The 25,823-nt window shown below is 69.8% G+C and carries 27 protein-coding genes and 1 pseudogene; 15 read left to right on the top strand and 13 right to left on the bottom strand.

Translation table 11 applies throughout. The annotated features are described in order from the left end of the window. Positions 1-216: 216 nt before the first annotated feature. Positions 217-1,604 (bottom strand): annotated as a pseudogene (locus ACZ514_RS05290) (Mu transposase C-terminal domain-containing protein); the annotation flags it as partial. Positions 1,605-2,398: 794 nt separating this feature from the next. On the opposite strand from ACZ514_RS05290, the gene ACZ514_RS05285 reads away from it, so the two are divergent. Beyond that, complete coding sequence (locus tag ACZ514_RS05285; protein WP_469124163.1) at positions 2,399-3,076, top strand: hypothetical protein; 678 nt, start codon at positions 2,399-2,401, stop codon at positions 3,074-3,076. A gap of 1,167 nt (positions 3,077-4,243) precedes the next feature. Here the strand turns inward: ACZ514_RS05285 and ACZ514_RS05280 are convergent. The 3 genes from ACZ514_RS05280 to ACZ514_RS05270 all read right to left on the bottom strand — a co-directional run bounded on the left by ACZ514_RS05280 (position 4,244) and on the right by ACZ514_RS05270 (position 6,840). Further along, positions 4,244-4,693, bottom strand: coding sequence for an SRPBCC family protein (locus tag ACZ514_RS05280; protein ID WP_469124162.1), 450 nt, complete (start codon positions 4,691-4,693; stop codon positions 4,244-4,246). Positions 4,694-5,525: 832 nt separating this feature from the next. After that, positions 5,526-5,720 (bottom strand): hypothetical protein, encoded by a 195-nt coding sequence (locus tag ACZ514_RS05275; RefSeq protein ID WP_469124161.1) that lies wholly within the window; start codon positions 5,718-5,720, stop codon positions 5,526-5,528. Between the two features lie 805 nt (positions 5,721-6,525). Continuing rightward, positions 6,526-6,840: a hypothetical protein gene (locus ACZ514_RS05270; protein WP_468175300.1), complete on the bottom strand. Its 315-nt coding sequence runs from the start codon at positions 6,838-6,840 to the stop codon at positions 6,526-6,528. Between the two features lie 437 nt (positions 6,841-7,277). Here ACZ514_RS05270 and cqsA point away from each other — a divergent pair, with 437 nt between their 5' ends. Together cqsA and ACZ514_RS05260 are read left to right on the top strand one after the other, a co-directional pair. Further along, a complete protein-coding gene (gene cqsA, locus ACZ514_RS05265) occupies positions 7,278-8,483 on the top strand; it encodes an alpha-hydroxyketone-type quorum-sensing autoinducer synthase (RefSeq protein WP_469124160.1) in 1,206 nt (401 codons plus the stop codon). Between the two features lie 283 nt (positions 8,484-8,766). Then, a complete protein-coding gene (locus ACZ514_RS05260) occupies positions 8,767-9,024 on the top strand; it encodes a hypothetical protein (RefSeq protein ID WP_469124159.1) in 258 nt (85 codons plus the stop codon). A 233-nt stretch (positions 9,025-9,257) separates the two neighbouring features. On the opposite strand, the gene ACZ514_RS05255 is transcribed toward ACZ514_RS05260, so the two are convergent. Further along, positions 9,258-9,749, bottom strand: a complete 492-nt coding sequence (locus ACZ514_RS05255) for a cupin domain-containing protein (protein WP_469124158.1) — start codon at positions 9,747-9,749, stop codon at positions 9,258-9,260. 562 nt (positions 9,750-10,311) lie between these two features. Here ACZ514_RS05255 and ACZ514_RS05250 point away from each other — a divergent pair. Together ACZ514_RS05250 and ACZ514_RS05245 are read left to right on the top strand one after the other, a co-directional pair. Beyond that, a complete protein-coding gene (locus ACZ514_RS05250; protein WP_468175309.1) occupies positions 10,312-10,641 on the top strand; it encodes a hypothetical protein in 330 nt (109 codons plus the stop codon). A gap of 70 nt (positions 10,642-10,711) precedes the next feature. After that, positions 10,712-10,930 (top strand): Imm21 family immunity protein, encoded by a 219-nt coding sequence (locus tag ACZ514_RS05245; protein ID WP_468175312.1) that lies wholly within the window; start codon positions 10,712-10,714, stop codon positions 10,928-10,930. Positions 10,931-11,493: 563 nt separating this feature from the next. On the opposite strand, the gene ACZ514_RS05240 is transcribed toward ACZ514_RS05245, so the two are convergent. Continuing rightward, a complete protein-coding gene (locus ACZ514_RS05240) occupies positions 11,494-11,892 on the bottom strand; it encodes a hypothetical protein (RefSeq protein WP_469124157.1) in 399 nt (132 codons plus the stop codon). 595 nt (positions 11,893-12,487) lie between these two features. On the opposite strand from ACZ514_RS05240, the gene ACZ514_RS05235 reads away from it, so the two are divergent. Beyond that, positions 12,488-12,733, top strand: coding sequence for a hypothetical protein (locus ACZ514_RS05235; RefSeq protein WP_468173596.1), 246 nt, complete (start codon positions 12,488-12,490; stop codon positions 12,731-12,733). A gap of 284 nt (positions 12,734-13,017) precedes the next feature. Here the strand turns inward: ACZ514_RS05235 and ACZ514_RS05230 are convergent, their stop codons facing one another. Both ACZ514_RS05230 and ACZ514_RS05225 read right to left on the bottom strand, forming a co-directional pair. Next, positions 13,018-13,299, bottom strand: coding sequence for a DUF4190 domain-containing protein (locus tag ACZ514_RS05230; RefSeq protein ID WP_469124156.1), 282 nt, complete (start codon positions 13,297-13,299; stop codon positions 13,018-13,020). Continuing rightward, entirely contained in the window at positions 13,296-13,487 is a 192-nt protein-coding gene (locus ACZ514_RS05225) for a hypothetical protein (RefSeq protein WP_468173600.1), read from the bottom strand. The genes ACZ514_RS05230 and ACZ514_RS05225 overlap by 4 nt, the downstream gene beginning before the upstream one ends. Positions 13,488-13,585: 98 nt before the next feature. Between ACZ514_RS05225 and ACZ514_RS05220 the strand changes: the two genes are divergently transcribed. Further along, a complete protein-coding gene (locus ACZ514_RS05220; protein WP_469124155.1) occupies positions 13,586-14,209 on the top strand; it encodes a TetR family transcriptional regulator in 624 nt (207 codons plus the stop codon). 26 nt (positions 14,210-14,235) lie between these two features. Here the strand turns inward: ACZ514_RS05220 and ACZ514_RS05215 are convergent, their stop codons facing one another. Further along, complete coding sequence (locus ACZ514_RS05215; protein ID WP_468173604.1) at positions 14,236-14,421, bottom strand: hypothetical protein; 186 nt, start codon at positions 14,419-14,421, stop codon at positions 14,236-14,238. Positions 14,422-14,601: 180 nt separating this feature from the next. On the opposite strand from ACZ514_RS05215, the gene ACZ514_RS05210 reads away from it, so the two are divergent. After that, positions 14,602-14,775, top strand: coding sequence for a CsbD family protein (locus ACZ514_RS05210; protein ID WP_468173606.1), 174 nt, complete (start codon positions 14,602-14,604; stop codon positions 14,773-14,775). Positions 14,776-14,881: 106 nt separating this feature from the next. Here ACZ514_RS05210 and ACZ514_RS05205 read toward each other — a convergent pair whose 3' ends face one another. Beyond that, a complete protein-coding gene (locus ACZ514_RS05205; RefSeq protein ID WP_469124154.1) occupies positions 14,882-15,211 on the bottom strand; it encodes an STAS domain-containing protein in 330 nt (109 codons plus the stop codon). A 591-nt stretch (positions 15,212-15,802) separates the two neighbouring features. On the opposite strand from ACZ514_RS05205, the gene ACZ514_RS05200 reads away from it, so the two are divergent. Beyond that, the gene (locus ACZ514_RS05200; RefSeq protein ID WP_468173610.1) at positions 15,803-16,345 is read left to right on the top strand and encodes a DapH/DapD/GlmU-related protein; all 543 of its coding nucleotides are present in this window, start codon (positions 15,803-15,805) and stop codon (positions 16,343-16,345) included. A gap of 463 nt (positions 16,346-16,808) precedes the next feature. On the opposite strand, the gene ACZ514_RS05195 is transcribed toward ACZ514_RS05200, so the two are convergent. Continuing rightward, positions 16,809-17,210 carry a RidA family protein gene (locus ACZ514_RS05195; RefSeq protein WP_468173612.1) on the bottom strand — a complete coding sequence of 134 codons (402 nt, stop codon included), beginning with the start codon at positions 17,208-17,210 and terminating at the stop codon, positions 16,809-16,811. Between the two features lie 98 nt (positions 17,211-17,308). Between ACZ514_RS05195 and ACZ514_RS05190 the strand changes: the two genes are divergently transcribed. After that, the gene (locus ACZ514_RS05190; protein WP_469124153.1) at positions 17,309-18,409 is read left to right on the top strand and encodes a helix-turn-helix transcriptional regulator; all 1,101 of its coding nucleotides are present in this window, start codon (positions 17,309-17,311) and stop codon (positions 18,407-18,409) included. Between the two features lie 25 nt (positions 18,410-18,434). Here ACZ514_RS05190 and ACZ514_RS05185 read toward each other — a convergent pair whose 3' ends face one another. Next, positions 18,435-19,685, bottom strand: a complete 1,251-nt coding sequence (locus ACZ514_RS05185; protein ID WP_469124152.1) for an outer membrane protein assembly factor BamB family protein — start codon at positions 19,683-19,685, stop codon at positions 18,435-18,437. Positions 19,686-20,922: 1,237 nt separating this feature from the next. On the opposite strand from ACZ514_RS05185, the gene ACZ514_RS05180 reads away from it, so the two are divergent. The 3 genes from ACZ514_RS05180 (at position 20,923) to ACZ514_RS05170 (ending at position 23,125) form a co-directional block, all read left to right on the top strand. Further along, positions 20,923-21,228, top strand: coding sequence for a hypothetical protein (locus ACZ514_RS05180; protein ID WP_469124151.1), 306 nt, complete (start codon positions 20,923-20,925; stop codon positions 21,226-21,228). 266 nt (positions 21,229-21,494) lie between these two features. Beyond that, entirely contained in the window at positions 21,495-22,118 is a 624-nt protein-coding gene (locus tag ACZ514_RS05175; RefSeq protein WP_469124150.1) for a hypothetical protein, read from the top strand. Continuing rightward, on the top strand, positions 22,115-23,125 hold the full coding sequence (locus ACZ514_RS05170; RefSeq protein ID WP_469124149.1) for a hypothetical protein: 1,011 nt from the start codon (positions 22,115-22,117) through the stop codon (positions 23,123-23,125). The genes ACZ514_RS05175 and ACZ514_RS05170 overlap by 4 nt, the downstream gene beginning before the upstream one ends. Before the next feature lie 393 nt (positions 23,126-23,518). On the opposite strand, the gene ACZ514_RS05165 is transcribed toward ACZ514_RS05170, so the two are convergent. Then, entirely contained in the window at positions 23,519-23,914 is a 396-nt protein-coding gene (locus ACZ514_RS05165) for a hypothetical protein (RefSeq protein ID WP_468173624.1), read from the bottom strand. A gap of 886 nt (positions 23,915-24,800) precedes the next feature. Here ACZ514_RS05165 and ACZ514_RS05160 point away from each other — a divergent pair. Continuing rightward, a complete protein-coding gene (locus tag ACZ514_RS05160) occupies positions 24,801-25,433 on the top strand; it encodes a hypothetical protein (protein ID WP_468173626.1) in 633 nt (210 codons plus the stop codon). A 168-nt stretch (positions 25,434-25,601) separates the two neighbouring features. Further along, positions 25,602-25,793 (top strand): hypothetical protein, encoded by a 192-nt coding sequence (locus ACZ514_RS05155; protein ID WP_469124148.1) that lies wholly within the window; start codon positions 25,602-25,604, stop codon positions 25,791-25,793. Positions 25,794-25,823: the final 30 nt, after the last annotated feature.

Raw genomic sequence — 25,823 nt, 5'->3', positions numbered from 1 at the left:
GCTCGTGCGGTCACACATCATCGCCCGCGCGGCGACCGTGTCCGCGATGTTCTCCCGAGCGGTCAACAGCGCCCTCGTGGTCACGATCGCGGCATCGGGCAGGTCGACGTACTGGTACGTGGGCGCGGTCACCGCACACCACCGCCCGCAGCACCAGGTGACACCGGCCTCCGCTCCACCGCCGGGCTCGTCTTCATCCGGTGCGGGTGACGCCTGCGGCCGGGTACGGACCGCGAGGGAGGCCGGGGTACGCCAGTCAGAAGGAGGCGCCGCCGGCGGGATCAGGTCCGGCAGCGCCAGCCTCGACATGTCCGTCCGATCAGCCGCCGACAGCTCGGCAGCAGCTGGACCGCGGCGGGCTCCTTGCGCAGACGCCGGCTGCGCGCGGCCCGCGCAGTGCGGACCTGGGTGATCTGTCCGGGCTCGCCTCGTCGGCTACGGTCGCGGGGTCCAGGTAGCGGCCGGTCGTCGCGTCGAAGACCTCGATCCGGTGATCTTGGTGCGGCATGAACCTCACCCGCACCCCCGTACCCGCCAGGCCTGTCATCCATGGCCCCACATAGTCGCGCCGGCGGAACCGGACACCGCGGGTGGGGATCACCCGGATCCGGCCGTCGTCCTCCAGCGTGAACGTCCGCAACTCCTCCGGGCTGACCTCCCGCACCGGAGTCGGATCCGCCTCCCAGGCCTGAAGAGGCGACTTCACGCCCAGCGGACCCGGCTGGTGCACGTGTTCCACCACTGCACCCAGCCCAGCAGCCGGGCGGTGAACTCCTCGAAATCGAGCAGCCCCTCGTCCTTCGGTCGGGCCCGGTGGCGGCCCGGGCGCGGCTGGCGTACGTAGCCGGGCAGCGCGGCGGGGAACATCACCTCCACCGCCCGGTTCAGGCCCTCGACCGTGCCCTTCAGGTGCGGGGTGTAGGCGGGCAGGTCCTCCACCTCGACAAGCAGCGCACCGAACGCCGCCGCGACCGTCCTCGACAAAAAGTTCCTGCCCCGGTCCACCCGGACCTTTTCCGGGAGCCCGCCCTGCGGCCCGAACGGCTCCTCGCGCAGCACCCCCGCCCGCAGCGCGGCCAGCACCGACTCCCGCGACGGATACCCCGCGGTGACCGCCACTCCCATGACCGTTTTCGTCGCGCAGTCCACAAACCACGTCACCCACGGACGACGCCCTGTGCCTCCACCTAGACCAGAACCGGGGCCTGGACGTGATCGGCCTCCCACGCCTGGTTCCGCCAGCCCCGAGGCCGGGCCAGGAACACATCATGCTTCCGGGCCTCACCCTCACCACCAGCAAGCCCCGCCTGCTCCCCCACGGACAGATCCCTCCGGATCGCACGATGCAGAGTCTGAACCGATGGCGGCGGATCCCCCTCGCCCCGAGCCGCACGAGCAGTCAGCTCACGATGGGCAGCGGCGACGTTCCCCCTCCACAGACCGAGCAGAGCCCGGACCTCCGGAGTGACCATGAACCTGCCGTAGTGCCGGCCGCTCTCCGCCGGCACCGCGGTCCCATCCTCCGCAGCGGCCAACCACCGCCACACCGCCCGCTTCCGCACACCGAACGTCTCACCCACCGTCCGCACATGCCCGGTGGTCAGCTTCCCCTCCCCGGCGCAAAGACAACAGCCGGCGCACCGCCGGCCCCCGCAACGCCCGAACCGACACCGCCGGCAACGCTCCACCCGCCCCCCCGAGACCGGGAGCTGTACTTCCTCTTCCACCCGCCCCACACAACCGGCCCCCGGACAGCCGATAGATCAGAACTGACGAAACTGAGACAGCGTCATTCCCTGGGACGATAAAGGCCAAGGACAGCGATCCCCCACTGATCTCCCACATCAAAGACAGTGACACCAAACCCCAAAACAGACCCCGAGCTGCACCAACACCCCACGAGACCACTGTCTCTCACACCACTGTCCCCAACCGAGAGATCGCAAACGGGCCTGACAGCCCTCACACAGTGGGTCGAACGGGAAGGCGGCCACCGGACCGTCCCACGCGCCCACAGCGAGGAGATCACCGTCGAAGGCGAGGAGAGCCAGTGACCGTCAGGCTGGGCATATGGGTCACCAACACCAAGCAGAGGCGCGACAAGCTCACCGCCGACCAGCACGCCGCCCTCACGCAGCTGGGCGTCGACTGGGCGTGACAGGTTGCCCGGCTCGTCGTTGAGCGGGAATGGGGTCGGAGCACCGATCGCGGCCGCGCAGGTTACAACCCCGGGACGCTGCAGCCTGCCGCCAGGGCACTGCCACCGCCGCCCAGTGGGCTCCGCGAAGGTGAGTTCCAGCACCTCTGGTCGACCGGCCGGTACACGATCAGCTGCATCGCGTCACTCCTGGGAGGGACATCGCGGCCGGAACCGGCCCAGCGGGAGGTGGCGAGGTTGATGATCGTCGGCATGACATCCTCCCTCAGTCGCCGTCGTCTGCTCGGCCACGCTGTAGCGGCTGCCGGCATGGGGCTGCTCGTGACGGGCGCAGCAGCCACCCGTGCAGCCGCTGCCGTGAAGCCATCTGGTCAGGCCCCGCCGGTGCTGCCGACGGTCGGCCAGCAGTTCACCCTTAGTTGCATCGGCGGGGCAACACTGGTCGTGAATCTCCCACCGCCGCTGCCGACACTGAACTTCATCGGTTCCCGGGTCGTGAGGGTCGAAGTCGCCGGCGCCGACTTCGTTCGCCTGCGGACCGTCGACTTCGTGATGGAAGCGCTACACCCGCGGTTCGGGAAAGTGATTCTGCGGCTACCGGACATCGATTCCTCCCCGGACAGCCTCCTCCAACTCACCCCTAACGGGCTCACCGAGACGTGGACCCAGTCGATGGCCCTCACCTTCCAACGCTCAGGTGACGTCGAGGGCCCGTTCTCCTACGAGACCCTTGAACCGGGGAAGTGGATCGCCAATCACATCCTGTTCCCGCCACCGCCCCAGGAAATGAAACCGGACGGGACTTCCACCGGGGGCACCAGGTACGTGCTGCAGGCACCGATCAGATACGGCCACGACTCCACAGAGGCTGGCCAGCTCCGGGGGTTCGACGTCAACCAAGGCGTCATCCTGGGCTAATGCCGCTGCCAAGGACCCGCTCAGCGGACTCGGAACCCGCCGGGCACACGCGAGGGGAAGCACCGGACTGTACGGTCGGGGGAACTTCGCGCATGCCCGGCGGCGACGTACAAGGCGTACTTCCCGCACTGATCGCGAAGTGGATCAGCTACCAGGTCTTCCACACCGAACGCCAGGACTGGCGCTGCGGCATCGAAGCCGCCTGGCGCTACCGCGAGCGGAAGCAGCACCCGGAGGTCCCCCTACGACCACACCGAAGGCGTATACCCGCTCGGCAGGTGGCTCTCCGACCAGCGCCGGACGTTCCGGGCCGGGACCACGGCCGACGAACGGGCCGCGGACTGGAAACACTGGGGATCGTGTGGGACACCGCCGACGCCGCCTTCGCCGAGAACCTCGCCGCCGTCCGGGCCTACTCCGAGCAGCACCAGACGCTGGCCGTGGCGCGGCAGGCAACCGGGAAAGACCCCGTACGCGCCGAGCGACGAGCCGCTGCTCTTGGCCGCGATCGATGGGGACTGGAACCCCGGCGGGCTCGGGTGGCCCGTGGACTGTCAGCGGCACTACTCCTCCCTCAAGTAGCTCGTGGACGACGGCGCCCGCCTCTCGGCCATCGTCCCGGGCGTCGCCCGGCATGGCGAGGGCATCGGCCGGTGGCTCGCCGCACGCAACGCCGAGCGGGAAATCACCCCCTACGCATGGGGCGGAGGCGGACCGGGTGGCTCGTCAAAGGGCTTCTGCAGCCGCCGCAAGTTCCTCCGCAGCCCATCTTCCGCCTCCGCACCAAGGGCTTCGGCTGCTCGTCGCTGTGTAGTACGCGTACTGGCCGTGTACGCAGCTTTCCCGCATCCCACCGCGCAGTACTCGCGGCCGCCTCCCGCAGGCGGCTGCGGACCAGCGATCTGCTGTTCTGGTCCCACCGCGGCGACATCTACCGTGTCGGCCTCTACGCTGGCGACGCGCAGGCCCTTCCACGCCCCCGTCGAAGTGCAGGCCATCGGGCAAGGCGACGCCCTCCGGCGACTGCCTCAGTGCAACCCGGGCACAGGTCCTTCGCGTGTCGCCCTACGGCGTGGACGCGCAGGTGAGGCAGAAGGGCTTCTGGGTCGCCTTGTCAGAGCGAGATAGACCTCCGGCGGGAACGGTCGCTCCCAGCGAGGCCGGCGGTCAGACTTCGCCGCGCCAGGAGCCGGTCTCGCGGCCGCGGTCCTCGATGTACTCCTTGAACCGCTTCAGGTCACCGGCGATCTGACGCTTAACGACCCCGAGCTTGTCGCCGACGTTCTCCGCGAAGCCCTCCGGATCGTAGTCCAGCTGCAGCATCACCTTGGTCTTGTTCTCGTCCAGGCGGTGGAAGGTGACCACACCGGCCTGCTTCACGTCACCGCCCAGCGTGGTCCACGCGACCCGCTCGTCGGGGATCTGCTCGGTGATCTCCGCCTCGAACTCCTTGGTCACCCCGCCGACCTTCGTGACCCAGTGCGTCATGGTGTCGGTGCGCTGCTCGATCCGCTCCACTCCGTCCATGAAGTGCGGAAACGACTCGAACTGCGTCCACTGGTTGTAGGCAGTGCGCACGGGGACGTCTACCTCGACGGACTCTTCGACCTGCGACACAGGAGCATCCTTCCTTTTCGCCGGCCGGGCAGTGCCCGGCCTATCCGGGGAGCCCTTCCCCTGCCCATCTCTGTGCCCCCGTTTCCCCCGCCCATGACCCCCGAATAGACGTCCCAGCGAAATGGCCCGCCGCTACGGTGCGATCGAGGGCAGGCGTACTAATGCCGTCCGGGCAGAAGTACTGGACGGTTCTGGATGACGCCCCGGAGGTCGTCGCGGTCGCCGATCACGTCGAGAGCCGGCTGAGCTGAGGACGAAGGCGTCCGCAGGCAGGGCCGCGCTGTACCCGCGGTGGTGCCGGATCACCGGTCGCTGCTGGACAGGACGGGGCGGGTCCTGGTGGGCAACTACTACGAGATCCGGCGGAAGGACCACAGACCCGGCTGCCCCGTGATCGTCCAGGACGACTGTCTGCGCTTCGTCCAGAGCGCCACCCTGGCAAGTTCTACCTCCAGGGCGCCACCTGGAGCTGAGCGGCCCCTGCCCGGAGGCCCCGCAGCCGAGCCGGCCCATCAATCCAGCGCAGCGGCTGAGGGGCCAACCACGTAGTGAAGGCCCCGGGACGTCGTGATCCCCGGGGCCTTCGTCCTGCCTCCTGACACCGGACGGCGGTGCCCCGGACTGCAACGCGGACACCCAAAGCGACCGTGGGCCGGTATTCGCGCAGCTCAGGGGCGGTGTACCACGCGTGGCGACGCCGGTGTCGCACGGCCGTGCGTGCGTGGCAGTCGACGGTGCCGACGTCGCCCCGCCACACGAACCGGCCAACACCGGTCCGGCCGGACGGGTGAACTGCTCCGCCGCCGTGGGGCCGGGCCGCACGGCGGACCGCTCAACTCGCCTCGCATCCCTGCGGGTCGGTGGAGACGCCGTCGAGCCGGCTGCCCCAAGTCCAGTCCTCGTTCCGATCACCCATCCAGATCCTGCGGTAGTAGCACTGGCCACCCACATAGTCGATTGCGTAGACGCCGACGTCGTCGGAGTGGGACTCGAAGGAGCGGGCACGCTCGTGCAGGAAGCCAGGCACGTCGGCGTATCCCCATGGCCGGCAGCACCACGATGCGCCCTGGTAGCCCGGCTCTGCGTAGAAGCACACCCACCGGAGGCCGCAGCATGGACCGGTGCGGAAAGAGTCATGGGCACGACCGGGCGAAGCCGGCGACCGCGAGAGCCCGGATGATCCTGTTCATACCGCCGCGAACGGTCAAGCCCACGAGAGGTCGCCGCTCAGTCGAGCAGGCGAGGTCCGCTTCAGCACCAGCCGGGCCGGGGCCATCGATGTCACGCTCTGCACCACGGCGTCCCTCCACGCGGTGTCCGCCGAACAACCCGAGGGCTGCGAGCAACTGCGGGCGGTCTGACCTCGCACCCATCACCGACGCGCCCCACCCCTGCACCCGGTGGAGGGGTGGCCTCACCTTGTGGGGTAAGCGGCGGCGGCACAACACCCCCGGAGGGTGCCGGGCCCTGGCCGTGGTCATGGTCCGGCTCCGCTGGTGCGGCAGCCGGACAGCAGGCCGCTTCGGCGGCGGCTTCCCCCCGTCAGCACGCCGCCCCGACGACGGAGAGGTGACCGGCCGGCGCCCGCGCAGGCTTCTCGGCGCTACACGCAACCGATGCGCGGACCGCCCCCGTGGTCGTGGCGGTGGCCGTGGGCGGCATGCCTGCCGGCGCGTGGCCCCCGGGCCGGGAGCCCCGGCCAGATTCCTCTTGGCGGTGTGCGGGACCACGATCTGCGGTTCAGTCATGGGTATCCGATGACAGCGAAACTGGGCCGTTGGCCATCCCGGTCGGACGGCCAAGGGTCCAGTGTCAGCGGATCGGTCAAACCATCAGCTGACGGGCGGCGGCGCGACGAAAACGACCGAGTCAGGGAAGCCGCTGGGACGTTCCTCAACCGACACCGACGAGACCGCGTCGTCGAGGTAGTCGAAGGAAGGAGTGTCGGTGGTGAAGGTCCAACTGGCTCCCGCACAGTCACGATCTTTGTAGACGGTGATCCGGTAACCCGGGCTGATCTTCAAAGACGAGATGGTGTCCTCTCCGACAGACCCTGTGCCCGAGCCCAGGTTGTAATCGCCGACCTCCAGCTCAGCACACGCTCCGCCATAGTCCTTCTCGGTGAACACCTGCGCCTTACCCGACATGCGAACTCCTCGCTACCAGAGTGACACCCAACTTCTTCCCCCCTGGCCTCACCTGCCAACCGTGGCCGCCTGACCGCTCCAATTGGCCCCGTCGTCCGCTCGCACGACTCGACCGCGAAGGACTCCGGGGCCGCCTCGCCGTGCCCGGCCAGGGCGTCCCCGTCCGGCTCAGCTGCCGGACGGGCTCGGAACCCCGCCCCTTCGCCCCCGGCCACTCACCTGGACTTCGGCCACCCCGCCGATACAGACGCGGGCGGCGGCATGCGGAGTCCGCCCGACCCAAGATCCGGAAGAAGCGTCCCGGGTGAAGGAAGACCGGCGGTAGCCGTCGGACGCGGTGTGTTGTTCCGCTGCCCGAACACAGGGCCAGTGGCCCACCCAGACGCGCCTGCGTGGGTAGAGCCGGTCAGGTGACCTGTGGGCCTACATTGCGCTGCATGTGCGATACGTGTGCCGCCGGCCCGATGCTGCCCCTGTTCGTCCGGGAACGGGTGGAGGCTTTCCACGCCAACGGGATCCGGGGCCCGTGGGGAGGCCGTCATATCCTGCGCGGCCAGCGTCTGCCGGGTCCGGACTCCACCGTGGTCGACAGCAACGACTACCTGCGCCTGGCCGGCGACAAGCGCGTGGTGGACGCCGTGACGGAATCGCTCCACGCGATGCGGGGAGCCAGGTTGGCCTCGGCGGTGCTGCTGTATGAGGAGCACCCGCAGACGGCTCTGGAGCGGCAGCTGGCCCGGTATCTCGGTTCGGGGGCGGGTGTCTTCTGCCAGTCGGGATTCGACGCCAACGTCGGCCTGCTGCAGACCCTGGCCGGGCCCGAGGTGCCGGTCTACGTGGACGTGCTGGCCCACATGTCGTTGTGGGCGGGGGCGCAGGCGGCGGGCGCCCAGGTGCGGCCCTTCCGGCACAACGATGTCGCCCACCTGGCGCGGCGTATCGAGGAGTACGGGCCGGGGGTGATCGCGGTCGATTCGATGTACAGCGTGTGCGGCAGCCTGGCTCCGCTCGGCGCGTTGTGCGAGCTGGCTGAGGGGAGCGGCTGTGTCCTGGTCGTCGACGAGGCGCACTCGCTGGGCACCCACGGCCCGGGCGGGGCGGGCATGGTCGCGGAGGCCGGGCTGAGCGGGCGGGTGCATTTCCGTACGATGAGCCTGTCGAAGGCGTTCGCGAAGCGGGCCGGCTACATCACGTGCCCGGACGAGGACTTCGTCGAGTACTTCAAGATGACCTCCTATCCGGCCGTCTTCGCCTCCACCCTGGTGCCGTCCGACCTGGTACAGATCGCCGCGACCCTGGACGTCGTCCGCGACGACGAATGGCGCCGCACGCGCCTGCACGAGGTGGCCGCGACCCTGCGCGAGGCGCTCACCGGTCTCGGGTACGACCTTCGCGGTGCGGGGGCCCACATCGTGTCCCTGCCCACCGGCAGGGACGAGACGGTCATCCAGGTACGCGACATCATGGAAGAGCACGACGTGTTCGCCTCCGTCTTCTGTCCTCCCGCCACCCCCCGCAACCGCACCGCGCTACGGTTCTCCCTGCACTGCGACCTCACCGACCACGACCTCGAGCGCATCATCCACGCCGCCGAGATCGTCCGTCCCCTGTGCACCCCACAGAGCCGTCCCTCCACCACCTGACCTCCCCGGCCGCGAACGTGTGCGATCGGGGGCACCTTGCACCAAGCGGGAGCGGCACGGCCAAGCAGGCCCGCTGCCGGGTGCAGCGCGGGGCCGGATGGAAGCCCTCCGGTCACTGGCCCGATGTGTGGCGAACGTCGACGGTGTAGCCCTCTGCTGAGCGCCGTCACCGGTCCTGTTCGTCATGCGGGCGGTCGAAACCGCAGGGCTGCTCTGCCGGTTACTCCAGTCATCGACGCTTACCGCTGGGCGCCGCAGCTTGGGATGCAAGGAAGGCACACCCGTGAACCACAAGAAGCTTCTCACCGGATCGATGCTGACACTGGCAGCTCTGGGCATGGCCGTCACGCCGGCGATCGCCAATGACGAGCCTGAGATCATCCGGGACATTTGCCCGACGATCCAGGACATCGATGGCCTCACCATCGAGGTGCTGGACGAAGCCCGCGCGTTCCAGTGCAACGAAATCCGTCAACAGTCGAAGGCGCACGACGACTCCTCCGCCCCTGCACTGCCCCTTCTCGCCGACGTCACTGACTGAGCTGAGAACTCAAGGAGGCCAGCGGAGTACGAGGACCTGCCGCCGGTCCCGCACCGGGCGACCCATCGGGGGGGAGCCAGCAGCGGTCCGATATTTCCCAGGCCTGACCGGTCGGTTCATGACGTCGCACCACGAACGGAGTGACGGCCCGACCGACATTGCGGACACACGGTGGGGCCGTGCGTGCCGATGGGCGGGCACAGCCCCGTCCTTGCCCGCCCGAAGTGGCGGTGCTATTCCACGAAGTACGAGTCGTGCCGGACGAAGAACTCGGTCCGCTCCTCGTCCGAGGCGTCCGCCAGGGCCGCGAGTCCCTCGAAGTACTCCTCGCGCGGAGCGCCCGGCGCGAAGATCATCAGCATTTCGGCCGGCGCGTCGGAATCGTTGCGGAAGGCGTGCAGGCCGCCTTGCGGAACGTAAAGGAAGTCGCCCTTCGCGGCGTCCACCCAGTCGGTTCCGTTGAACAGCCTGACAGTACCGTCGAGGATGTAGAACGATTCCGAGACGGTCTTGTGGAAATGGGTCTTGGGACCGCCGGCGTGCGGACTCATCTCCACACGGTAGAGGCCGAATTCGCCCTGCGTGGAGGCCTTGGTGGCCAGGTAGTGGATGGCGTCGCCACCGGCCGCACCGAACTCGGGCGGGGTCTCGGCGGTCCGGAAGACCGCGCTGACCTCCCCCTCCTCGCGGTGGTACACCTGCTCCGGATACTGCGGATACGACATGTGCTCCCCCGTTCCGTGACACCCGCCACCGACGGGGGCGGGCCTCTTGATCAACAACGCTGCGCCGCGGCGCATTCCAGTGGCCTCGGGGCGGCGTTCGGGAGCGTGCCCCGGCTGAACCGGCGTTGGAGCACCACCGGCCGGCTACGAGGCGGCCCTGCTAGTCGAGCGGGGCAGACCGCCTGCAGACCCATTCCGGTGTGGCAGGGCGGGGCCGTGGTCAGGTCGAGGTTCCGCCGACGGGTACCGGACCGGCGAGGTTCTGCCCGCGCGGGTCCGGCACGCGGCGGCGCAGGAGCGCGAAGGCCATGACTCCGGCCGCAGGCAGCCGACCACCTGGGCACGGTTGATGCCCGAGTGTCAGAAGCGGCTGACCTCGCCGGGCGTAGGCCCCACTCAGGCACCCCATCGGCCCCGACAGCCGGTCGTGGTGGAAGGGGCCCATCCTCGGGAGCACCGGTGGATCTTCTTGAGCGCCGGCGCCGCGTACCCCGCAGTGTTCCGACAGCACGTGCGACGATGATCCGGATTTTCACCTTGTCCGCTGTCACAAAGGCCCCACATGCACAACCTTTTCCGGCGCAAACGCGGAACCAAGGTCACCTACGAGGTAACCGGCGATGGCTCCTTCGAGGTCACCTACGCCATCGGCAACCCTCTCAAAGGAGAGGAGAAGCAGGTCAAGGCCGTCATCGCGCCGTGGAAGCAGAACGTCGTGATGTCGAGCATCGACGCGATGCCCATGCTCACGATCACCACGTCCAACCCCGAGCACCCCGACGGCTGGCTCCGGTGCGCCATCTCCATCGACGGAGAACTCGCAGTAGAAGGGGCGGTGTCCTCCCGGTCAGCCAGCGCGACGTTCACGGCACTGCCCGGGGCCACGGGCTGACAACAGCGGGCGGTCCTCATGGCGGTGGACGGCCGCCCGGCTTCGGTGAGGACCGACACAAGAAGGGTTGGTGCTGGCCGACGAACCAGCCACGACCTACTACCTCTCCGAGCAGAACGTCTTCGTGCGCTGGCTCGCCGCTGATTCAGATGCCGAGCTGCTTGAGGCCGCGAGGACCGTCTTGGACGATCCCGCCACCGACTGGGAGGACTGTGGGGTGTGGGAGACCGATGGATCGGCGGTTCTCCTGGACTCCGCCGTAGCCGGAGCGGACCTCGCTGTGGAGTAGCCGGACCAGGGAGGTCTCCAGGAGCAGACCCAGACTCCTGCGCCCGCAGGACGCTGGAGCGTTCGCGCGACTCATAAGACGGGCGACTTCCCGTGGGCGGGGGTCGTCCAGCACCTTCCTGCATGACTCTCACGTATCTGAGCGACGGGCCACCTCGGCCGCGGAGGCGGTTCTGAGGGCTCCTGCCGCCACCGTTCGGCTGCGATGGAAGCTGACTCCGAGGAGCCGTTGCAACACGGCCGGGGGCATCTGGATGCAGAGATCGAGCAGGGCGGCGCATCGTCCGGCTTCAGAGGGAAGCCCGATGTCGTGGAGTCTTCTTGTGAGCCGTCGGTTCGTCAGCGGCTTTCCGGGTCGTTGGGTCGGGAAGAGCCAGGGCGTGTTCTGCTCGTTGGACATCACTATGTGTCCGTGGCTGCGGGCATGCGGGGCAGAGTCCCAGAAGCAGGGCAATCTACTGCGCTGCGCTCGGCCCACCCGCCCAAGACCTCGTCCGATCTGGCCTGTGGCACGGTGGGTTCCGCCTGCCGACGCAGCCGCTGCGAAGGCGGAGCCGGCTGTGTTCAGTTGAGCTTCTTCAGTTGGGCTGCTGCGACCTCGGCCGGCTTCTCTGCCGTTGCGGAGGTGCTGTGCGCGGTGAAGGTCGCAAGGGTCGTGCCCTTGCGTACGAGGGTCACCTCGATCGGCGTCTTGTTGCCGTTCAGGTCCTGTTCCGCCCTGAAGGACGTGCTTTCGTCACCGGCAAGGGGCGCGATGTTGGTGACCGTCACCTTTTCGGCGCCGTGGGCGACGTTGATGGAACCGCCGCACGCCGGGCCGGCGGCCTTGATGTCGGCGAACAGGGTCGCCGCCTTCGTCCCGTACCAGGAGTGCAGCGACACCTTTGCCGTGGTAGTGCCCTTGGTGACCTGCAACGTGACCATCAAGTTCAACGACGGGTATCGCCACAGGGTGGGGCTCATACCCGCCTGCCACGGCTGGACCCTGGCCGGCTTCAGCACGACGGCGCGAGATGGCGGCACCTACACGCAGCCCTTCCCCCACCAGACTGGACTTCCGCGACCAGGGATCACCGCCTGGCCACTGGACGATCGACGACCAGCCGCCTCACCGTCAGGAGGCACCGCCAGCGCTGCCCGCCGACAAGGACGCAACCGCTTCCTTCCGCGCCAACTACCGCGGCCCCTGCTTCGTGGGCTGTGCCTCGTCTCGTGAGACGGGTCGGGGGCGGGCACCGCGTACGGGGGCACGGTCGTGACACGAACCCTATGGCCGTGCCCCGAGTCCACGCAGAGGACACCGCCCCGGGCTCGTCGCCGTCACGCCGTTGACGCTGAGGGAATCGGTACAGCGATGCTCCGGGACGACGGCTGCCTCGGCGGTGTGCGGGTCTTCCGGGCCGCCGATCTGCGGCTCGCACGCCGTCGGTCGGGGCGCCCGGGCGACACGGCGGCTTCGGAGCCTTATCCCCGTATCCCGTGCCGGCGCATGCTAGAGATAAGGGGCAAATTGTCACGAAGTAGGAGGTACACGACTATGCGAACAACTCTTCTCCGTGTGGCGGCCGCGCTGGGTGCCGCGGCAGTGCTGGCCATCTGCGGCGCCGGCGCGGCCAGCGCCGACGGCGTGGGCAACGCAGGCATCGGCAATGCAGGCGTCGGCAATGCAGGCGCTTTCAACGACGGCATCGGCAACGCGGGCATCGCCAACGGGGGTCTGGGCAACGCGGGCATCGCCAACACGGGCATCGGCAGCCACGGCATCGGCAACTCAGGCATCGGCAGCTCCGGCATCGGCAACTGAGACGGGTCCACGGCCCCCGCACGTCCGGGTCGCCCAACGCGGCCGGCTGATGCTGGGGCGGTCCACCACCCGGGCTGCCTGCTCCACCAGCGGCCAGCCTGGGTGTGTGGCGTCCAGTAGCTGGCTGCGAGGATGGCGAAACGCACGCGGGATCGGCTTCACCTCGTTGCACGAGAGACCCGCCCCTAGCCGTCCCCAGCAGACCTACGAGCCACTGCGGCGCCACGCAGCGAAACAAGGCGGGGCTTCTGCGGGCTGCTGGCCAGTCTGCTGCGAGGGGAGCGTCAGGTCACGCTCCACGACCACGTCCCGTCGGCGGTGACGAAACAGGCGAGGACCACCAGGTCCGCCACGCCCAGCGCGATGCCCAGGCGGGCCCGGCCCGGTCGGGCCGTGTGCCGCCGAAGGGCGAGTACGCCGAGGACGACGGCGGTCGGACCGAGGAGCAGGTTCATCACGAGGAGGCCCACGAGCCCCAGGACGAAGGCCGCGACGGCCATCGCGTCGCCGTCCCGGGCGCGGAGCCGGGTCGTGGTGCGGCCGGGGGACACGGTACGAGAGTTCATCGCCGGCCCCCTCGTCCGGAGTGCGGCCGTCCTGGCAGGCGGCGGTCCGAGAAGCGCTCGCGCGCGAGGAAGACGGCGAGCCACAGGGCGATGGCCAGGCCGGCCACCACGCTGACGGGAACGGGAACGTGAGCCACGGTGCCGAGGACGACCCCGAACACCAGCAACGCACCTACGAGGAAGAGCATGAGACGTCCTCCTATTGAGGTAACAGTTGTTCACTGACTACCCAGTTCAGTTCGCCTCATGCTGGCGCCGCCCGATGGGACGCGGTTGACTGCGCGTCATGAGTCCGCACACCGGGGTCCGCGAGACCCAGCGCCGCCGAACCCGGCGCGCCCTCCTCGACGCGGCCTTGTCGGAGCTGGAGGAGCGCAGCCTCGGCAGTCTCGGCCTCAGGGAGATCGCCCGGGCAGCCGGGGTCACTCCCACCGCCTTCTACCGCCACTTCCGGGGCGTCGGCGATCTGGGAGCCGCGCTGGTCGAAGAGGCGCTGGCGAGCCTGCACGAGACGGTGCGGGGCATCCTCGCCGCGACCGGGGACGCCGAGCAGCGCGGTGACGCCGCGGTGGGGCTCATCGCCGAACTGGTGCGCCGCCGGCCCGCGCACGTCCGTTTCCTGGTGCGCGAGCGCCACGGCGGAGTACCGGCGGTTCGCGAGGCCATCGCCGGGCAACTCGACGCCTTCGCCGAGGAGATAGGGGCCGCGCTCGGGGCCGATCCCCTGAGCGCGGACTGGGACGCCGACGACGTGACGATGCTTTCGCGGCTCCTGGTGGACCACATGTTCATGACGGCGTCGGCGTTCCTCGCCGCCTCGTTGCGGGGTGAGGACTGGGCGGCCGCCCTCGGCACCGCCCGCCGCCAGCTCCGCCTGATCCATCAGGGGCGGGTGCACTGGGCCGGGTGACGTGGCGGGGCGGCCTGGGGACGCCCTTACGCGGCCGGGTTCCGCGCCGTGTCCGGGTCCGGGGTCACGACCAGGAAGGCGTCCCTCTCCAGGTCCATCACCACGGTCGCCCGCTCGCCCCGCTCCCGGCACCGGGCCGCGTACTCCTCGGCGAACCAGCTTCCGTGCGGATGACCGGCGGGAAAGGAATCCAGCACCTTCGTAGCGCGCACCGCCACCACCTCCTGACGCTCCTGACGACGAACCGTCCTCACGGGCCTGTGCCCCGAGCTCGGGGGGCCATGCAGGTCGCGCGCGGGTCGGCCTCGTTCCACAACCGGGGGGTTTACGGTCGCCGGACGCGAGCAAGAGAGCGTTCACGACCGAGCCGGTACATCGACGAGGAGGTCACCATGTCGGGTGAACAGAAGGCCAAGGCACACGCCGAGCAGGCCAAGGGCAAGGCCGAGGAAGCCGTCGGCCGCGCCGTCGGCAACGACCGTATGGTCGCCGAGGGCCGCGCCGATCAGGCCAAGGGCGACGCACGCCAGGCCAAGGAGAAGACCAAGGACGCCTTCCGCCACTGATCCGGCACGGGTGTCCTGCACGGCCGGGCCCCCGCCCCCCTCCCCCTGGGGCGGGGGCCTCGCCGTGCCCGGGGGCACCCCGCGGCCGTCGGGCCCCGCGCCGCGGCTACAGCCGGCGCGCCTCTTCCACGCTGTCCACGACCCGGAAGAGGTCGCCGGCCTGGGTCAGGTCGAACACCCGGTTCAGGCGGTGCGGAGTGGGACCGATGAGGACCAGACGCCCTGTACACAGCAGCCACAGCAGCAGGTTGAGGAGGGTGGAGTCCGCGAACTCCACGCCGGTGACGTCGAGCGCGATCCACCGCACGGCCGCATCGGCCACCGCGGCCTCGGCGGCCGCCCGCAGAGGCCCGAGGGTGTCTTGGTCGAACTCGCCGGAGCAGACGATGACCCGCACGCCGGGCTCGTCGCAGAGGACCTCGACCCGCTGCCTCACCAGCCCACCCCGTCTCCGCCACCGGTCCGGCCCTCACCAGGATGCCCACCGTCGGCGGCCGACAACCCGTCGGTGGCGGCAGGTGGTTCCGGCCGGCCCGGCTCCCCGGACCCGGATCGCCTGTCGACGTGCTGATCCTGCGCCGGCGCCCGTCCCCGGGTGCCGGCGGTGACGCGGCCAGGCCGTCAGGGCCTCCTGGGGTTCCGCCTTTCGCGGGCGACGGAAGGACCCGGCTCGGCCCCTCGTCCAGGGCTCGGGGAAGAGCCGGATCTTGATGAATCGAACTTGAGCCCTGGCCCGGACCACCACATGGGTGTCGCAGCCGACCGCGGCCTCGGCTCCCAGCTCCAACACCGCAGCCATCCGCTCGAGCCCAGCGGGCCATTCCGCCACACCCGGAAGGCACGGGACCGGATGCCGGGGCGCCCGCCGGGGGTCGTCGGTTCTCCCCTAGAGTGCCGTCGCGAGGGATCCGTGCCGTTCACCGCGGAATGATCTTGGACGTCCTCACTTCCGTCTTGGGTGCCACCCCTTGGCTTTGATCACCGGGTGACTCGCGCCCCGACAGTGGTACATAGAAAGGACCGTGGCATGTCCAGCGGCCGTCTCATGCGCATCCGCAGCACCGAGTTCCAGGCCATGGCCGAGAGGGTCCTGCGGGTCACCGAGCTGACCTCCCGCCTGAACGTCCTGCCTTTCGAAGACGAAGCGGGCAAGGCGGAACTGTTCGAACAGATCCTCGGCAAGCCACTGCCGCCGAGAGTCACGATCTACCCGCCCTTCTTCACGGACCACGGCCTGAACCTCGAACTCGCCGAACGCGTCTTCATCAACCAGAACTGCACGTTCCTGGACTACGCCGGGATCCGTCTCGGCGAGCGCGTGATGGTCGGACCGAAAGTCACGTTCATTACCAGCGGTCACCCGGTTGATCCCGAGGAACGGCGGCTCTACCTCACCGGCGCACCCATCGACGTGGCGGAGAACGTGTGGATCGGCGCCGGTGCCACCATCCTGCCCGGCGTCACCATCGGCCGCGACGCCGTGGTTGCCGCCGGCGCGGTCGTGGCCGACGACGTTCCGCCGGCCAGCCTGGTGACCGGTGGCAAGGCGACCGTGCACCGCACTTGGTGAGGGGCTCCTCGGAGCGACGCCGAGACATGCGTGCATGAGGGTGACCGCGTCGCTGTCCGAGGTCCGGTGCTGGTCGTCGTCGGCACGGCCATGCTCGCCCGGGGTCGTGAGCACGCTGGTGCGGGAGGCCCACCACGGTGTCGTATCCCGCAGGCCACCCGGCTCCACCGCTTTCGGAAGTCACGGCAAGGCCGGCGGAGCCCTCATACCGGTCAGGGGGAACTGCACCGACCCTGGCCCGTTCGCCGATGCTCGCCCAGCAGGTGGTGCCCCCCAGGCGCTGGAGCGGACATCCCGTCCCTCGCGGCCGCGATCGCCACCGGTGCTCCGTGGACGCCTCTGCCGACGCCGCCCTGCACCGGTCGCGATGACGTCGCGCTCGCCCTCGCCCCGGAGGACTGCCGCGAGGGTTGCACCGGCCGCCCCTCACGCCTGGACGGCCGCTGCCCGCGCACACCCGCCCTCAGCTCCGGACGGCGACCGCCTCGACCTCGAACAGCACGTCCGGCGCGGCCAGGCTCGCCACCCCGAGCAGGGTCTGCGTGGGCGGCTTCCCACCCCAGCCCTCCCGCACCGCCGCCGCGATCGGCCCGAGCTTGCCGAGGTCGTGGTCCACCACGTACGTCCTGAGCTGGACGACGTCACCGAGGCCGAGCCCGTGGGCGGCGAGAGCGGTGCCGATGTTGCGGAACGTCTGCTTCACCTGCTCCGCGAAGTCGGTCGAGACGACCGCGCCGTCCGGGCCTGACCCGTACTGACCCGCCACCAGCACCAGTTCCGAGCCGCCGGGAACGCTGACGGTGTGGCTGTAACCGAACGGGACCGGGTCGTGCAGGCCTTCCGGGTTGACCAATTCGTATGCCATGTCGCTGCACCTCTCCTACGGGAAGGGTCGTTTTCCGTGGCCCAACCCTCCCAACGCATCACGACATCCTCTGTCATGTATTCCGATAGGCTTTCCATATGCGTGCCGACCGGCTGGTGTCCGTGGTCCTGCTGCTGCGGCAGCACGGGCGGCTGTCCGCCGCCGAGTTGGCCCGCGAGCTGGAGGTGTCCACCCGTACGGTGCTCCGCGACATGGATGCCCTTGCGGCGGCCGGCGTACCGGTCTACGCAGAACGCGGCCGGCACGGGGGCTTCGCCCTGCTGCCCGGCTTCCGTACCGAGCTCACCGGGCTCAACCACGACGAGGCACTCGCCCTGCTGGTCGCCGGATCCCGACGCGGCGCGCAGGCGTTCGGCCTCGGGGCGGCTCTCGCCTCCGCCATGCGCAAGGTGGTCGACGCGCTCCCCCACAGTTCCCGGGCCACCGCGGCCGGGGCCGCCCAGCGCCTGCTTCTCGAGCCGGAAACAGACCTCCTCGCGCGCCGCTCGCCCACCGAGGAGGTACCCGAGGCCGTCCTGACCGAGGTCCGGCGCGCGGTGTTCGCGGGACACAAGCTGCGCATCCACTACGCGGCCACGGACAGCATCCCGGTCTGGCGTACGGTCGACCCGGTCGGGCTGGTCACCGCACGCGGCCACGGCTACCTGCTCGCGACGAGGTCCGGCGCGGACCGCACGTACCGGCTGTCCAGGATTCTGGCCGCCGAGGAACTCGCCGAGCCGGCACAGCGCCCCGACCGGGTCGACCTCAACCAGGCCTGGCAGGAACGCAGCGCACGGTTCCGGACCGGCGGTGATCAGGTCACCGTACTGCTCCGACTGGACCCGGCGCGGCGCGAGGAACTGCTCGACACGGCGCTGGCCGTCCGCGCCGACGGCGAGGAGCCGGACGCGGACGCGGACGGCCCACTGCGTTTGGAGGCCACCTTCCAGGACGCCAGACACGCCGAATGGGCACTGTGGCAGCTCGGCACGAGCGCGGAGGCCTTGGCGCCGCAGTGGCTGCGCGACTCCCTGCGGGACCGGGCCACCGCGATCGCCACCCGCTACGGGGCACCGCCGGGCGCAGGCAGCCCTACGGACGACGGGCCGGCAGAGCCGCGCGCACTGCCCGCAGGGCTTTCACTGGATCCGCTCCCGGGCGGGGAGGCGCTGGGGCGTCGGCCATCCGTGGGGTGACGGCGCGGGCCGGGCGGGGGCCCCTTCAGGACCGGGGGAAGGCGGTGGCGAAGGCGACGATCACGCTCTTGCCGTCCGAGGCGCGCGTGCCGACGGACATCACCTTGTCGCTGTCGTACGCGTACAGGGCGCCGGAGCGGTGGAGGTACCCGCCGTCCGGCATGACCATGGTGCCGGCGTAAGCGAGTTTCCCGGTCTCGGGATCGAGGGCGCCCACGCGCGTCCAGTACGACTTCTGCGGGTCGTCCTCGGCAATGACCACGCGCTTGCCGAGTGAGTCGTAGCCGACGAAGGACGCACGCTGCGCCCTCGCCTCCCAGACCGCCTTGCCGGACTTCAGGTCGGCCACGAGGGTGGACCCGTCACGGACCTTGCCGAAGAAGAGCCCCTGGTCGGTGTAGGCGTCCTCCTTGTCGTTGAAGACGAGGTCGGCCGCCTTGCCGGTCAGTTCCACGGAGGTGGCCTTCGCGCCCGCCGTGTCGAAGTGCAGCACGCGGGGCGGGCCGGAGTCGTCCGTGCCGCTGTGCACGGCGATGGTGAGCGGGTGGTCGTTGAGGATCTGGATCGCCTTGCCCGCCTGGTCGGACACGGTGATCGGTGTGGCGCCGGACTGGGTGTCGATGACGACCAGTTCGTTGCGGCACTCCGGCTTGACCGCGATGTGCTGCGCGCTGAAGACGTACGAGTAGCGGCAGCCGACGGTCGTCGCGGCCAGTGGGTCGCCCACCGCGCCGTTCTGCACGTCGAAGGTCTGGATGCGCTCGGTTCCGTTGATCCCGACCGTGATGCTCTTCATGCCGACGTGCAGCTCCGGCGCGTGGGACCCGTGTTCCGTGGTGATCTTCTTCGCCCACAGGACCGAGCCGGTGTCGATGTCGATCGCCGCCAGGTAGGAGCAGTCGTTGCCCCCTGCGTCGAACAGGACCGCGCCCACCCCCTCGAGGCCGGCCGACGGTGACATGGCGCAGGGTTCGCCCGCCCCCTTGGGCGGTTCGACCTGCCACTTCTGGTTGCCGGTGGCCGTGTCGTACCCGCGTACGCCGTGCTCGTCGCCGTAGGCCAGCACCGAACTGTGCATCCAGCGGCCGGGCCAGCGGGTGGCCCGGGTGGACGAGGCGGTGGACCGGGGAATCTGATCGATCTGCCAGGCGACCGGCAGGGCGTCCGACGGCGCCTCCCGAGCGTTCGAGGAGGAGCCGTTGGAGGCCGAGCCGGCGGTGAGGGCGAAGACGATGCCGCCGCCGATGAGCGCCACGACGAGGAGCACCCCGATCACGATCGCGGCGATCTTCCCGCCCGGTCCGCGGGAGGGGGCGGGGACCGGCGCGGGGCCGGGATGTCCCCACGGCGTGGGGCCCCGGGCGGGGCGAGGGGGACGGGCCCGCCGGAGTGCGGCAAGGCGGGCGCGCCGTAGCCGGGCGGGGCGGACGGTCCGTAGCTGGGCGGTGTGGACGGTCCGTAGCTGGGCGGTGTGGACGGTCCGTAGCTGGGCGGGGCGGACGGTCCGCGGTCGGCGTACGGTGGCGGGACGGGTGCGCCTGCGGGTGGACCGTAGGCCGGCGCCGGTGGCTGCGGCGATCCTGGTGCACCGGGTGGCAGGCCGCTCTCGCCGGGCCCGGTCCCCTGCCGGCCTCCGGCCCCCGGCGCGTCGGCGCCCTTGCCTCCAGGCATGCTGCCCTCAGCCACTTGCTGTCCCCCTGCTCGTTCTCTCGTGGTCGGCATACCGCTGGGCCGGTGGCCGTCGGCGCCGCTGGTCGGCGGTCCTCTTGGACTGCGACGGGATCGGACGGTGGCGTCGGCAGCCGAAGCAGCCGGCCGCCTGGCGCGGCTGCCGCTCGGGCCGCGCCACCGACAGGGTCATGCCAAGCGCAGCCAGGGTCTTTCGTACGTGCGTCAGTGGTCCTTTCACAGTCGCCGGCAGGTGGGGTGCCGCACCGGTCGCGGCATGAAAGGGCGAACGGGTCAAACCGGGCGTGCGGGCCTGGTGGCCCGCACGCGTCCTCGTCACTCACGTCTTGCTCAGCCCGCTCATCCGCTGTCCCCTTTCCGGCCGCCTTTCCGTCAGGCCGGCCAGGACGAGAGACTGCCGGGCGGTGACACCGCGCCGCTTGTACGTTCATGCTCATTTCCCGCCCCGCGCCTCAAGGCGGAGAACCAGCCACGAGGGGTGCCGGACATGCCGTGGAGCGCCACGTCCTCCCGCGCACCGACGACGTCCTCCTCGCCGACGAGCGCACTGTTGTGCCGGCCGCGCACGGAAGGTCCGGCTGAGGTGGTGCGGTGAGCAGCCGACGGCCGTGGCGAGACTCCAGGCTCGGTTGACGCCGCACCATGACCAGGCCGAAGGCCGTCGCCTCCCGCGCGGCCGTCCAGCCGCGCGGCGGGCAGCCGCACAGCACGTCGGGCCGGGCGGATCCGTTGGCACCGCGTGGAGGGCCGGACTGGCCCACGGCCTGCACGGCCTGGGCGTCGGTCTGGCCGGGGCGGATCTGACCGTCGGAACGCCGGCCGGTGTGATCGTGGGCGCCGCGTCGCTCAGCGGTCAGGACCTCTCGCGCTTCGCCGGCCCCGCCGCCGGTGGTGAGAACCCCCGGACTCCGGAGGCCGACTCGCAGCTCATGAGCGAGGTCTTCGTGATCCTCGGTGCCGGTCTGCCGCCGGAGGAGGCCCGCTGCCGGGTCGGGTGGATCGCCCTCGACTCCACCGCCCTGGAGGTACTGCGTGCTGGCACCAACCTGGACCGCGCGGCAGGCGCGCGTACGGCGGTGGTCGTGGAGCCGATGGCGCGGGAGGCGACGGAGGTGACGGGCGTGGAGTAGGTGGTGTCTCTGTACCCCGACGATGGCATCGGTGGTGGCACTGCGTTCCGGATCCGTCGGACCAGTCGGCGTGGGTGCCCGCGTTCTGGGCGGGGCCGCGACAAGCCGACACCGCGCGGGAGCAGTTGGCCGGAGCCGGGGCCCGGGGCGATCAATCCCTCAGCTGATCCTGGCCCGGTGGTCGTCTGCCTGCTGATACGGGCGATCGCCCGGCACTGATGACATGTCATGATGCCAGCTCATCACCGGTTTAGGAGCTTGAGACGATGCTGACGGAGACGTCGGGCCGCACGGCCCAGGACCTGGCCGCCGAGCTGGAGGGCCTGCGGGGGGTGGACTGGGCGTCGGTTTGGGCGGGCCCGCCGCAGGGCGGCTCCCCCGAATGCCGCACGTGGTGCGAGCGCTACGGCTGGGAGCCCCTGACGGCCGACCGCAACCTGGCGGTGCGCAGCAGGGCCGGCGGCAGGTGGACCTTCGAAGCAGGGGGCAACTGGCATCCCGTACGCCGCCTGACCCACTGGGCGTGGCACCTCAAGGCGGACGAGGCGTCCGAGAACCCCGGTCTCTTGACCTGCGCGGCCGACGAATGGCCCGAGTTCGTCAAGGCGGCCGAAAGTGTTCTGGGGCCTGCGGTATGGACCGGCCCCTGGGATGCACCAGACTTCCCGGAGCCGATGGAACCGGCGTTCTGGGAGAGCCGTGAATACCGCCTCGAGACCCGCACCCCTTATCGGATGGCGTACTGGAAGCCGGTGGGTGACCACCCCGGGCAGGCCTTCATCGTGCTGGCGCAGTCGGTGTCGTTCGCAGCGTGGGCCACCGACACGCCGGGCGGTTCGCGGATCCAGCTGACCGTGCATGCCCCTGAAGGTTCACGGAGGACCCCGTGAACCCCGACGCTCCTCCGGCCCCGGAGGAGATAGCCCGGGCCTTTGCCCTCCAGCAGGAACATGCCGCGGCGGAACCACGTGACAGGCAGTCCGGGGCCGCGATCGCCCGCAGGCTGTACGGCGACTACCTGTCGACGCTCGATCCGGAGGCGGAAGGTCCCAAGCCCGGTCTTGTGGACTTCATCGAGAACCTCGCGGCGGAGGAGTCGGTCACCAACGAGGACCGCGGCCCCCATCGCGCCTTCTGGTCCTACCAGTCCGAGCTCGAGGGCGTGGACACACCCGTGCCCAACCGCTTTCTGGCCAGGGCATGCGGCCAGTCGCGCGGCCTGCAGGTGCTGGAGGACACGCCCGCCGGGCACCGGCTCAACGGCTACTTCCTCGGCAACGAATTCGTGGTGGATGCGCTCGCCCGGCACTTCGACTTCGATCCGGAGGAACTGGACGCCGCTCACGGTGCCGCCTGGGACACCCTCTCAGACCGCTACGCCATCGCAACCGAGGGACTCGTGATCGGGTTCGCCGCCGACATCACCGCGGACTCGGTCCTCGGCAAGACCGAGATGCCGGCGCTCCTCAAGAACACCGACGTCGGGAAGGAGGGCATCAGGTTCGCGACGCCGTTGCCTCAGCACGCGCACCTTCCGCCCGACATCAACGCGTTCATGGCCGATCCCCCCATCCGCTGCCAACTGCGGATGGGGGACGACGACCCCGGGAAGTCCCCCGAGGTATTCGCCATGAAGCTGCACGCCATCGACGTCCCCGAGGACCAGAAGGAGACCCATGCGGCGATCGTCGACCGGCTGTCGGCGGCCAACTCCTACGAGGAACTGAACCCGACGACGGCCGAGGCGAAGCGGAGGGAGCACATGAGTGCCTTCCTACCCGGTGTGAACCTGGGCCACGGAATCATCCGCGCGCCCCGCAGTGCCCTCACCGGCCACGGAGTCAGCGAGCCCGCACCCCCGCAAATCACGCCGAAGTCCTCCGGAATCGAGCACTGAGCTCGTTCAGAGTGGCCACTGATCGGGTGACGGGCCGGTGTCCCGCAGCACACGAGGCAAGGTGCGGAGTTGGGGGGCGTTGGTGTGTCCTTCGGCCCAGTGTTTGTCCAGGTGGGGCTTGTAGGGGTCGAGCTTGGCGGAACACCGCTGATCGTTCTCACAGAATGTGTGCTGGTCCGAGAACGGACGGCAGATGTTCACGGCTTTGGGAGGCACCGAAGCACACTGAGGGTTTGAACGATGCTTGAGTTTCGACCCGAGAGTCGACTGCCTAGGCACGGCTGGCGGTGTGCGGCGGCCTGTCTGCCGACACCCGTCCGAGCGTAGCCGCGACGTCCCTCGGTCTCGTGTGTGCGGCGCCGACTGCTTCGGGGTCGCGGCGGCCTGGGCGGCTCAGCGGTCGCCCGTGTGCGGGCGGACGGGAGGTGGCAGTGGCCGGCGCCAGTCGCCCAGTGTCGTGAGGAGGAACTGGCGGGCGAGAGAACGTATGTCGTCCCACACGGGATCCGTGGTCAAGGCGTTGTCCCACAGGCCGTCGCGGCCGTCGGCATCGATCTCGCCGAGGCGACGGCCGATGGCCTGAAGGTTGTGCAGATCCTCAGGCTTGAAGACTCCGCGCTCGACGAGTCCTTCTGAGACGCGGCAAAGTAGCTCTGCCTCTTCGACGACGCCCTTCGTGTCCTCCTCACGCTTGCCCAACCAGGCGAGTTGATCCTGGGTGTCGGCTGCCAGGAGGGTCATGAAGCGCATGGTCCAGCCGCGTAGGCGCTCGTCACCGAGATGGTTCACACGTGCAGGATCTCACTGTGTTCGAGGGCACGGAGGGAGGGGGCAGCGGCCGGGCGCGGTGCCCCGTGGAGGTTGAAGCTCGATTGCTGCTGCCGTGGTCGAACAGCACCGGACGGAGGCGCCTCCCGAAGTCGTGCAATCTGCCGTCCGTTCTCATGGACAATGCCAGCGGCGTCAGGACACCTCGTGGACCCGGGCCAGCTCCGGTCCCAGGGCAGACCCGCGCGCTCGCCCGCGGTCACATGACGGCCTACCGCACGCGAAATCGACAATGACGCGCCAGTACCGGCAAAGGGACACCCCGCTCCAGCGGTGCGCCAGCCGGGACCGCGTTGGCCGGCTCACCGGCCGCCGCCGTCCGGGCGCGGGCTCACTGTGGGCAGACCGCCGAGCGTTGCCATGCCAGTGTGCGAGCACCGCCCGGATCTCCGGCGTTACCTCGAAGCGGTCCGCCGACCGGGCGCCTGGTCGGCCCCTTCGCCAGGGAAGGGACTCAGCCTGCCCTGAGCCACCGCGACACCGTCCGCTCCGACGCCTGCCCGCACTCCCCCGCCAGGCGCGGATGCTCTCGCGACAGCGAGCATCCGCCAGCCCTCGCAGCGCAGCCGAAGCCGGGCCGGAAGCAATCAACACAGAGCCAGCTGTGCGAGCTCACCAGCCCGGCTCGCGGCTGTCTGGCACCGTCGGCCGCGACGGCGCGACCGGATGATCTCGAGGCCTGGGGCAGCCCTAACTCGATTCGGATCGACATCAGTTGACCTAGGCCAAGGAATCCAAGGACGAGATCGCGCACATCCGCACCGAGCAGCCGAACGCGGCCGCCGCGGCACTCGCCGCCCAGCGCGGGCTGGGCAATGGGGTCGACACGATCGCGACCGAGCAGGGCTTGGGGTTCAAGAACCGGGACTGGCGGCTCTATTTCTTCGACGGCGGCATAGTCGTGACCGCGCCGGATGGCTACGCAGCCGCGTACGACTGGGGCACCCTGCGCATCCTGCAGTACCGACGCACCGTCAACGGCGGCGATATCGGGTTCGGCAGGCCCCCACTGACCAAGGGCCAGAGGGCGGCTCTCGGGATCACCTCGTGGGTGATCGGCCCCTCGTTTCTCTACCCGCACGCCTGGGGTGACAACTTCCAGACATGGGTCACGCGCACCCAGTTGTCCCGAACGATCGTGCGCGTCCAACAGGGCGAGACGGTCGACTTCGGCGCCTACACAGTTGACCGGCACGGCATCTCGGGCGTGAAAAGGCCGGCGATCCGGGAGGGGTCGGCCGCCTGGTCAGAAATCGCCGAATTCCGCTTCGTCGAAGGGATCGGCGGTCTTCAACGGCTCCTGGGCTCTGAGGAAGGCACCGAACCCCGGCAGCGCGAACGCGTACACCATCCCCAGCCTCGACCTCTTCGTGAAGTTGTGCCACCACCTGAGCCCCAACCTGAACGGCTGACCTCGCCGCTGCCGACCCCGGCCGGGGCAAGGCCCCCTCCCGCACATCAACCCGTACCGCCTCATTGATGAACTCGGATGAGTCGGTGCCTCAGGAGTGGTACATGGCAGGTGCCCCGTGGCTCGCCGTCTCCCCCGTGTGGGGGAGACGGCCGCGACCTTTGGACGATACCCGGGCACCAGATCGCGGCGACGATTGAGGCACATGCCCTCACACGTCAGGAACGGAGCACTATCGTGCTGAAGTGGACCATGCGCGCTGCCGCCGTCCTCGCCATCGCCGCCGCGATCGCGACCCCGGTGGCTGCGCCGCCCCCCGAAGCCGCCCTTGCGGCCCCGGCTGTCACCGCCCTCGCGCCCGCCGCTGGCCCCAACGCCTCGGAGGCCACGCTCGTCTCCACCGTCAAGGAAAGGACGAAGTGGGATTAGCCGTCTCATCGACGGATGCTTACTCAGACC

It is taken from the genome of Streptomyces sp. NPDC034086 (genome assembly GCF_055575515.1).
The sequence above is the reverse complement of the archived record's forward strand: the minus strand, read 5'-3'. Positions and strand labels throughout refer to the sequence as shown.

Bases quoted from the DNA above. Each gene is read 5' to 3' on its own strand.
- ACZ514_RS05285 (WP_469124163.1), top strand. From the start codon at position 2,399: ATGATCGTCGGCATGACATCCTCCCTCAGTCGCCGTCGTCTGCTCGGC.
- ACZ514_RS05270 (WP_468175300.1), bottom strand. From the start codon at position 6,840: ATGTCGGGTAAGGCGCAGGTGTTCACCGAGAAGGACTATGGCGGAGCG.
- cqsA (WP_469124160.1), top strand. From the start codon at position 7,278: ATGTGCGATACGTGTGCCGCCGGCCCGATGCTGCCCCTGTTCGTCCGG.
- ACZ514_RS05255 (WP_469124158.1), bottom strand. From the start codon at position 9,749: ATGTCGTATCCGCAGTATCCGGAGCAGGTGTACCACCGCGAGGAGGGG.
- ACZ514_RS05250 (WP_468175309.1), top strand. From the start codon at position 10,312: ATGCACAACCTTTTCCGGCGCAAACGCGGAACCAAGGTCACCTACGAG.
- ACZ514_RS05240 (WP_469124157.1), bottom strand. From the start codon at position 11,892: ATGAGCCCCACCCTGTGGCGATACCCGTCGTTGAACTTGATGGTCACG.
- ACZ514_RS05230 (WP_469124156.1), bottom strand. From the start codon at position 13,299: ATGAACTCTCGTACCGTGTCCCCCGGCCGCACCACGACCCGGCTCCGC.
- ACZ514_RS05225 (WP_468173600.1), bottom strand. From the start codon at position 13,487: ATGCTCTTCCTCGTAGGTGCGTTGCTGGTGTTCGGGGTCGTCCTCGGC.
- ACZ514_RS05220 (WP_469124155.1), top strand. From the start codon at position 13,586: ATGAGTCCGCACACCGGGGTCCGCGAGACCCAGCGCCGCCGAACCCGG.
- ACZ514_RS05210 (WP_468173606.1), top strand. From the start codon at position 14,602: ATGTCGGGTGAACAGAAGGCCAAGGCACACGCCGAGCAGGCCAAGGGC.
- ACZ514_RS05200 (WP_468173610.1), top strand. From the start codon at position 15,803: ATGTCCAGCGGCCGTCTCATGCGCATCCGCAGCACCGAGTTCCAGGCC.
- ACZ514_RS05195 (WP_468173612.1), bottom strand. From the start codon at position 17,210: ATGGCATACGAATTGGTCAACCCGGAAGGCCTGCACGACCCGGTCCCG.
- ACZ514_RS05190 (WP_469124153.1), top strand. From the start codon at position 17,309: ATGCGTGCCGACCGGCTGGTGTCCGTGGTCCTGCTGCTGCGGCAGCAC.
- ACZ514_RS05175 (WP_469124150.1), top strand. From the start codon at position 21,495: ATGCTGACGGAGACGTCGGGCCGCACGGCCCAGGACCTGGCCGCCGAG.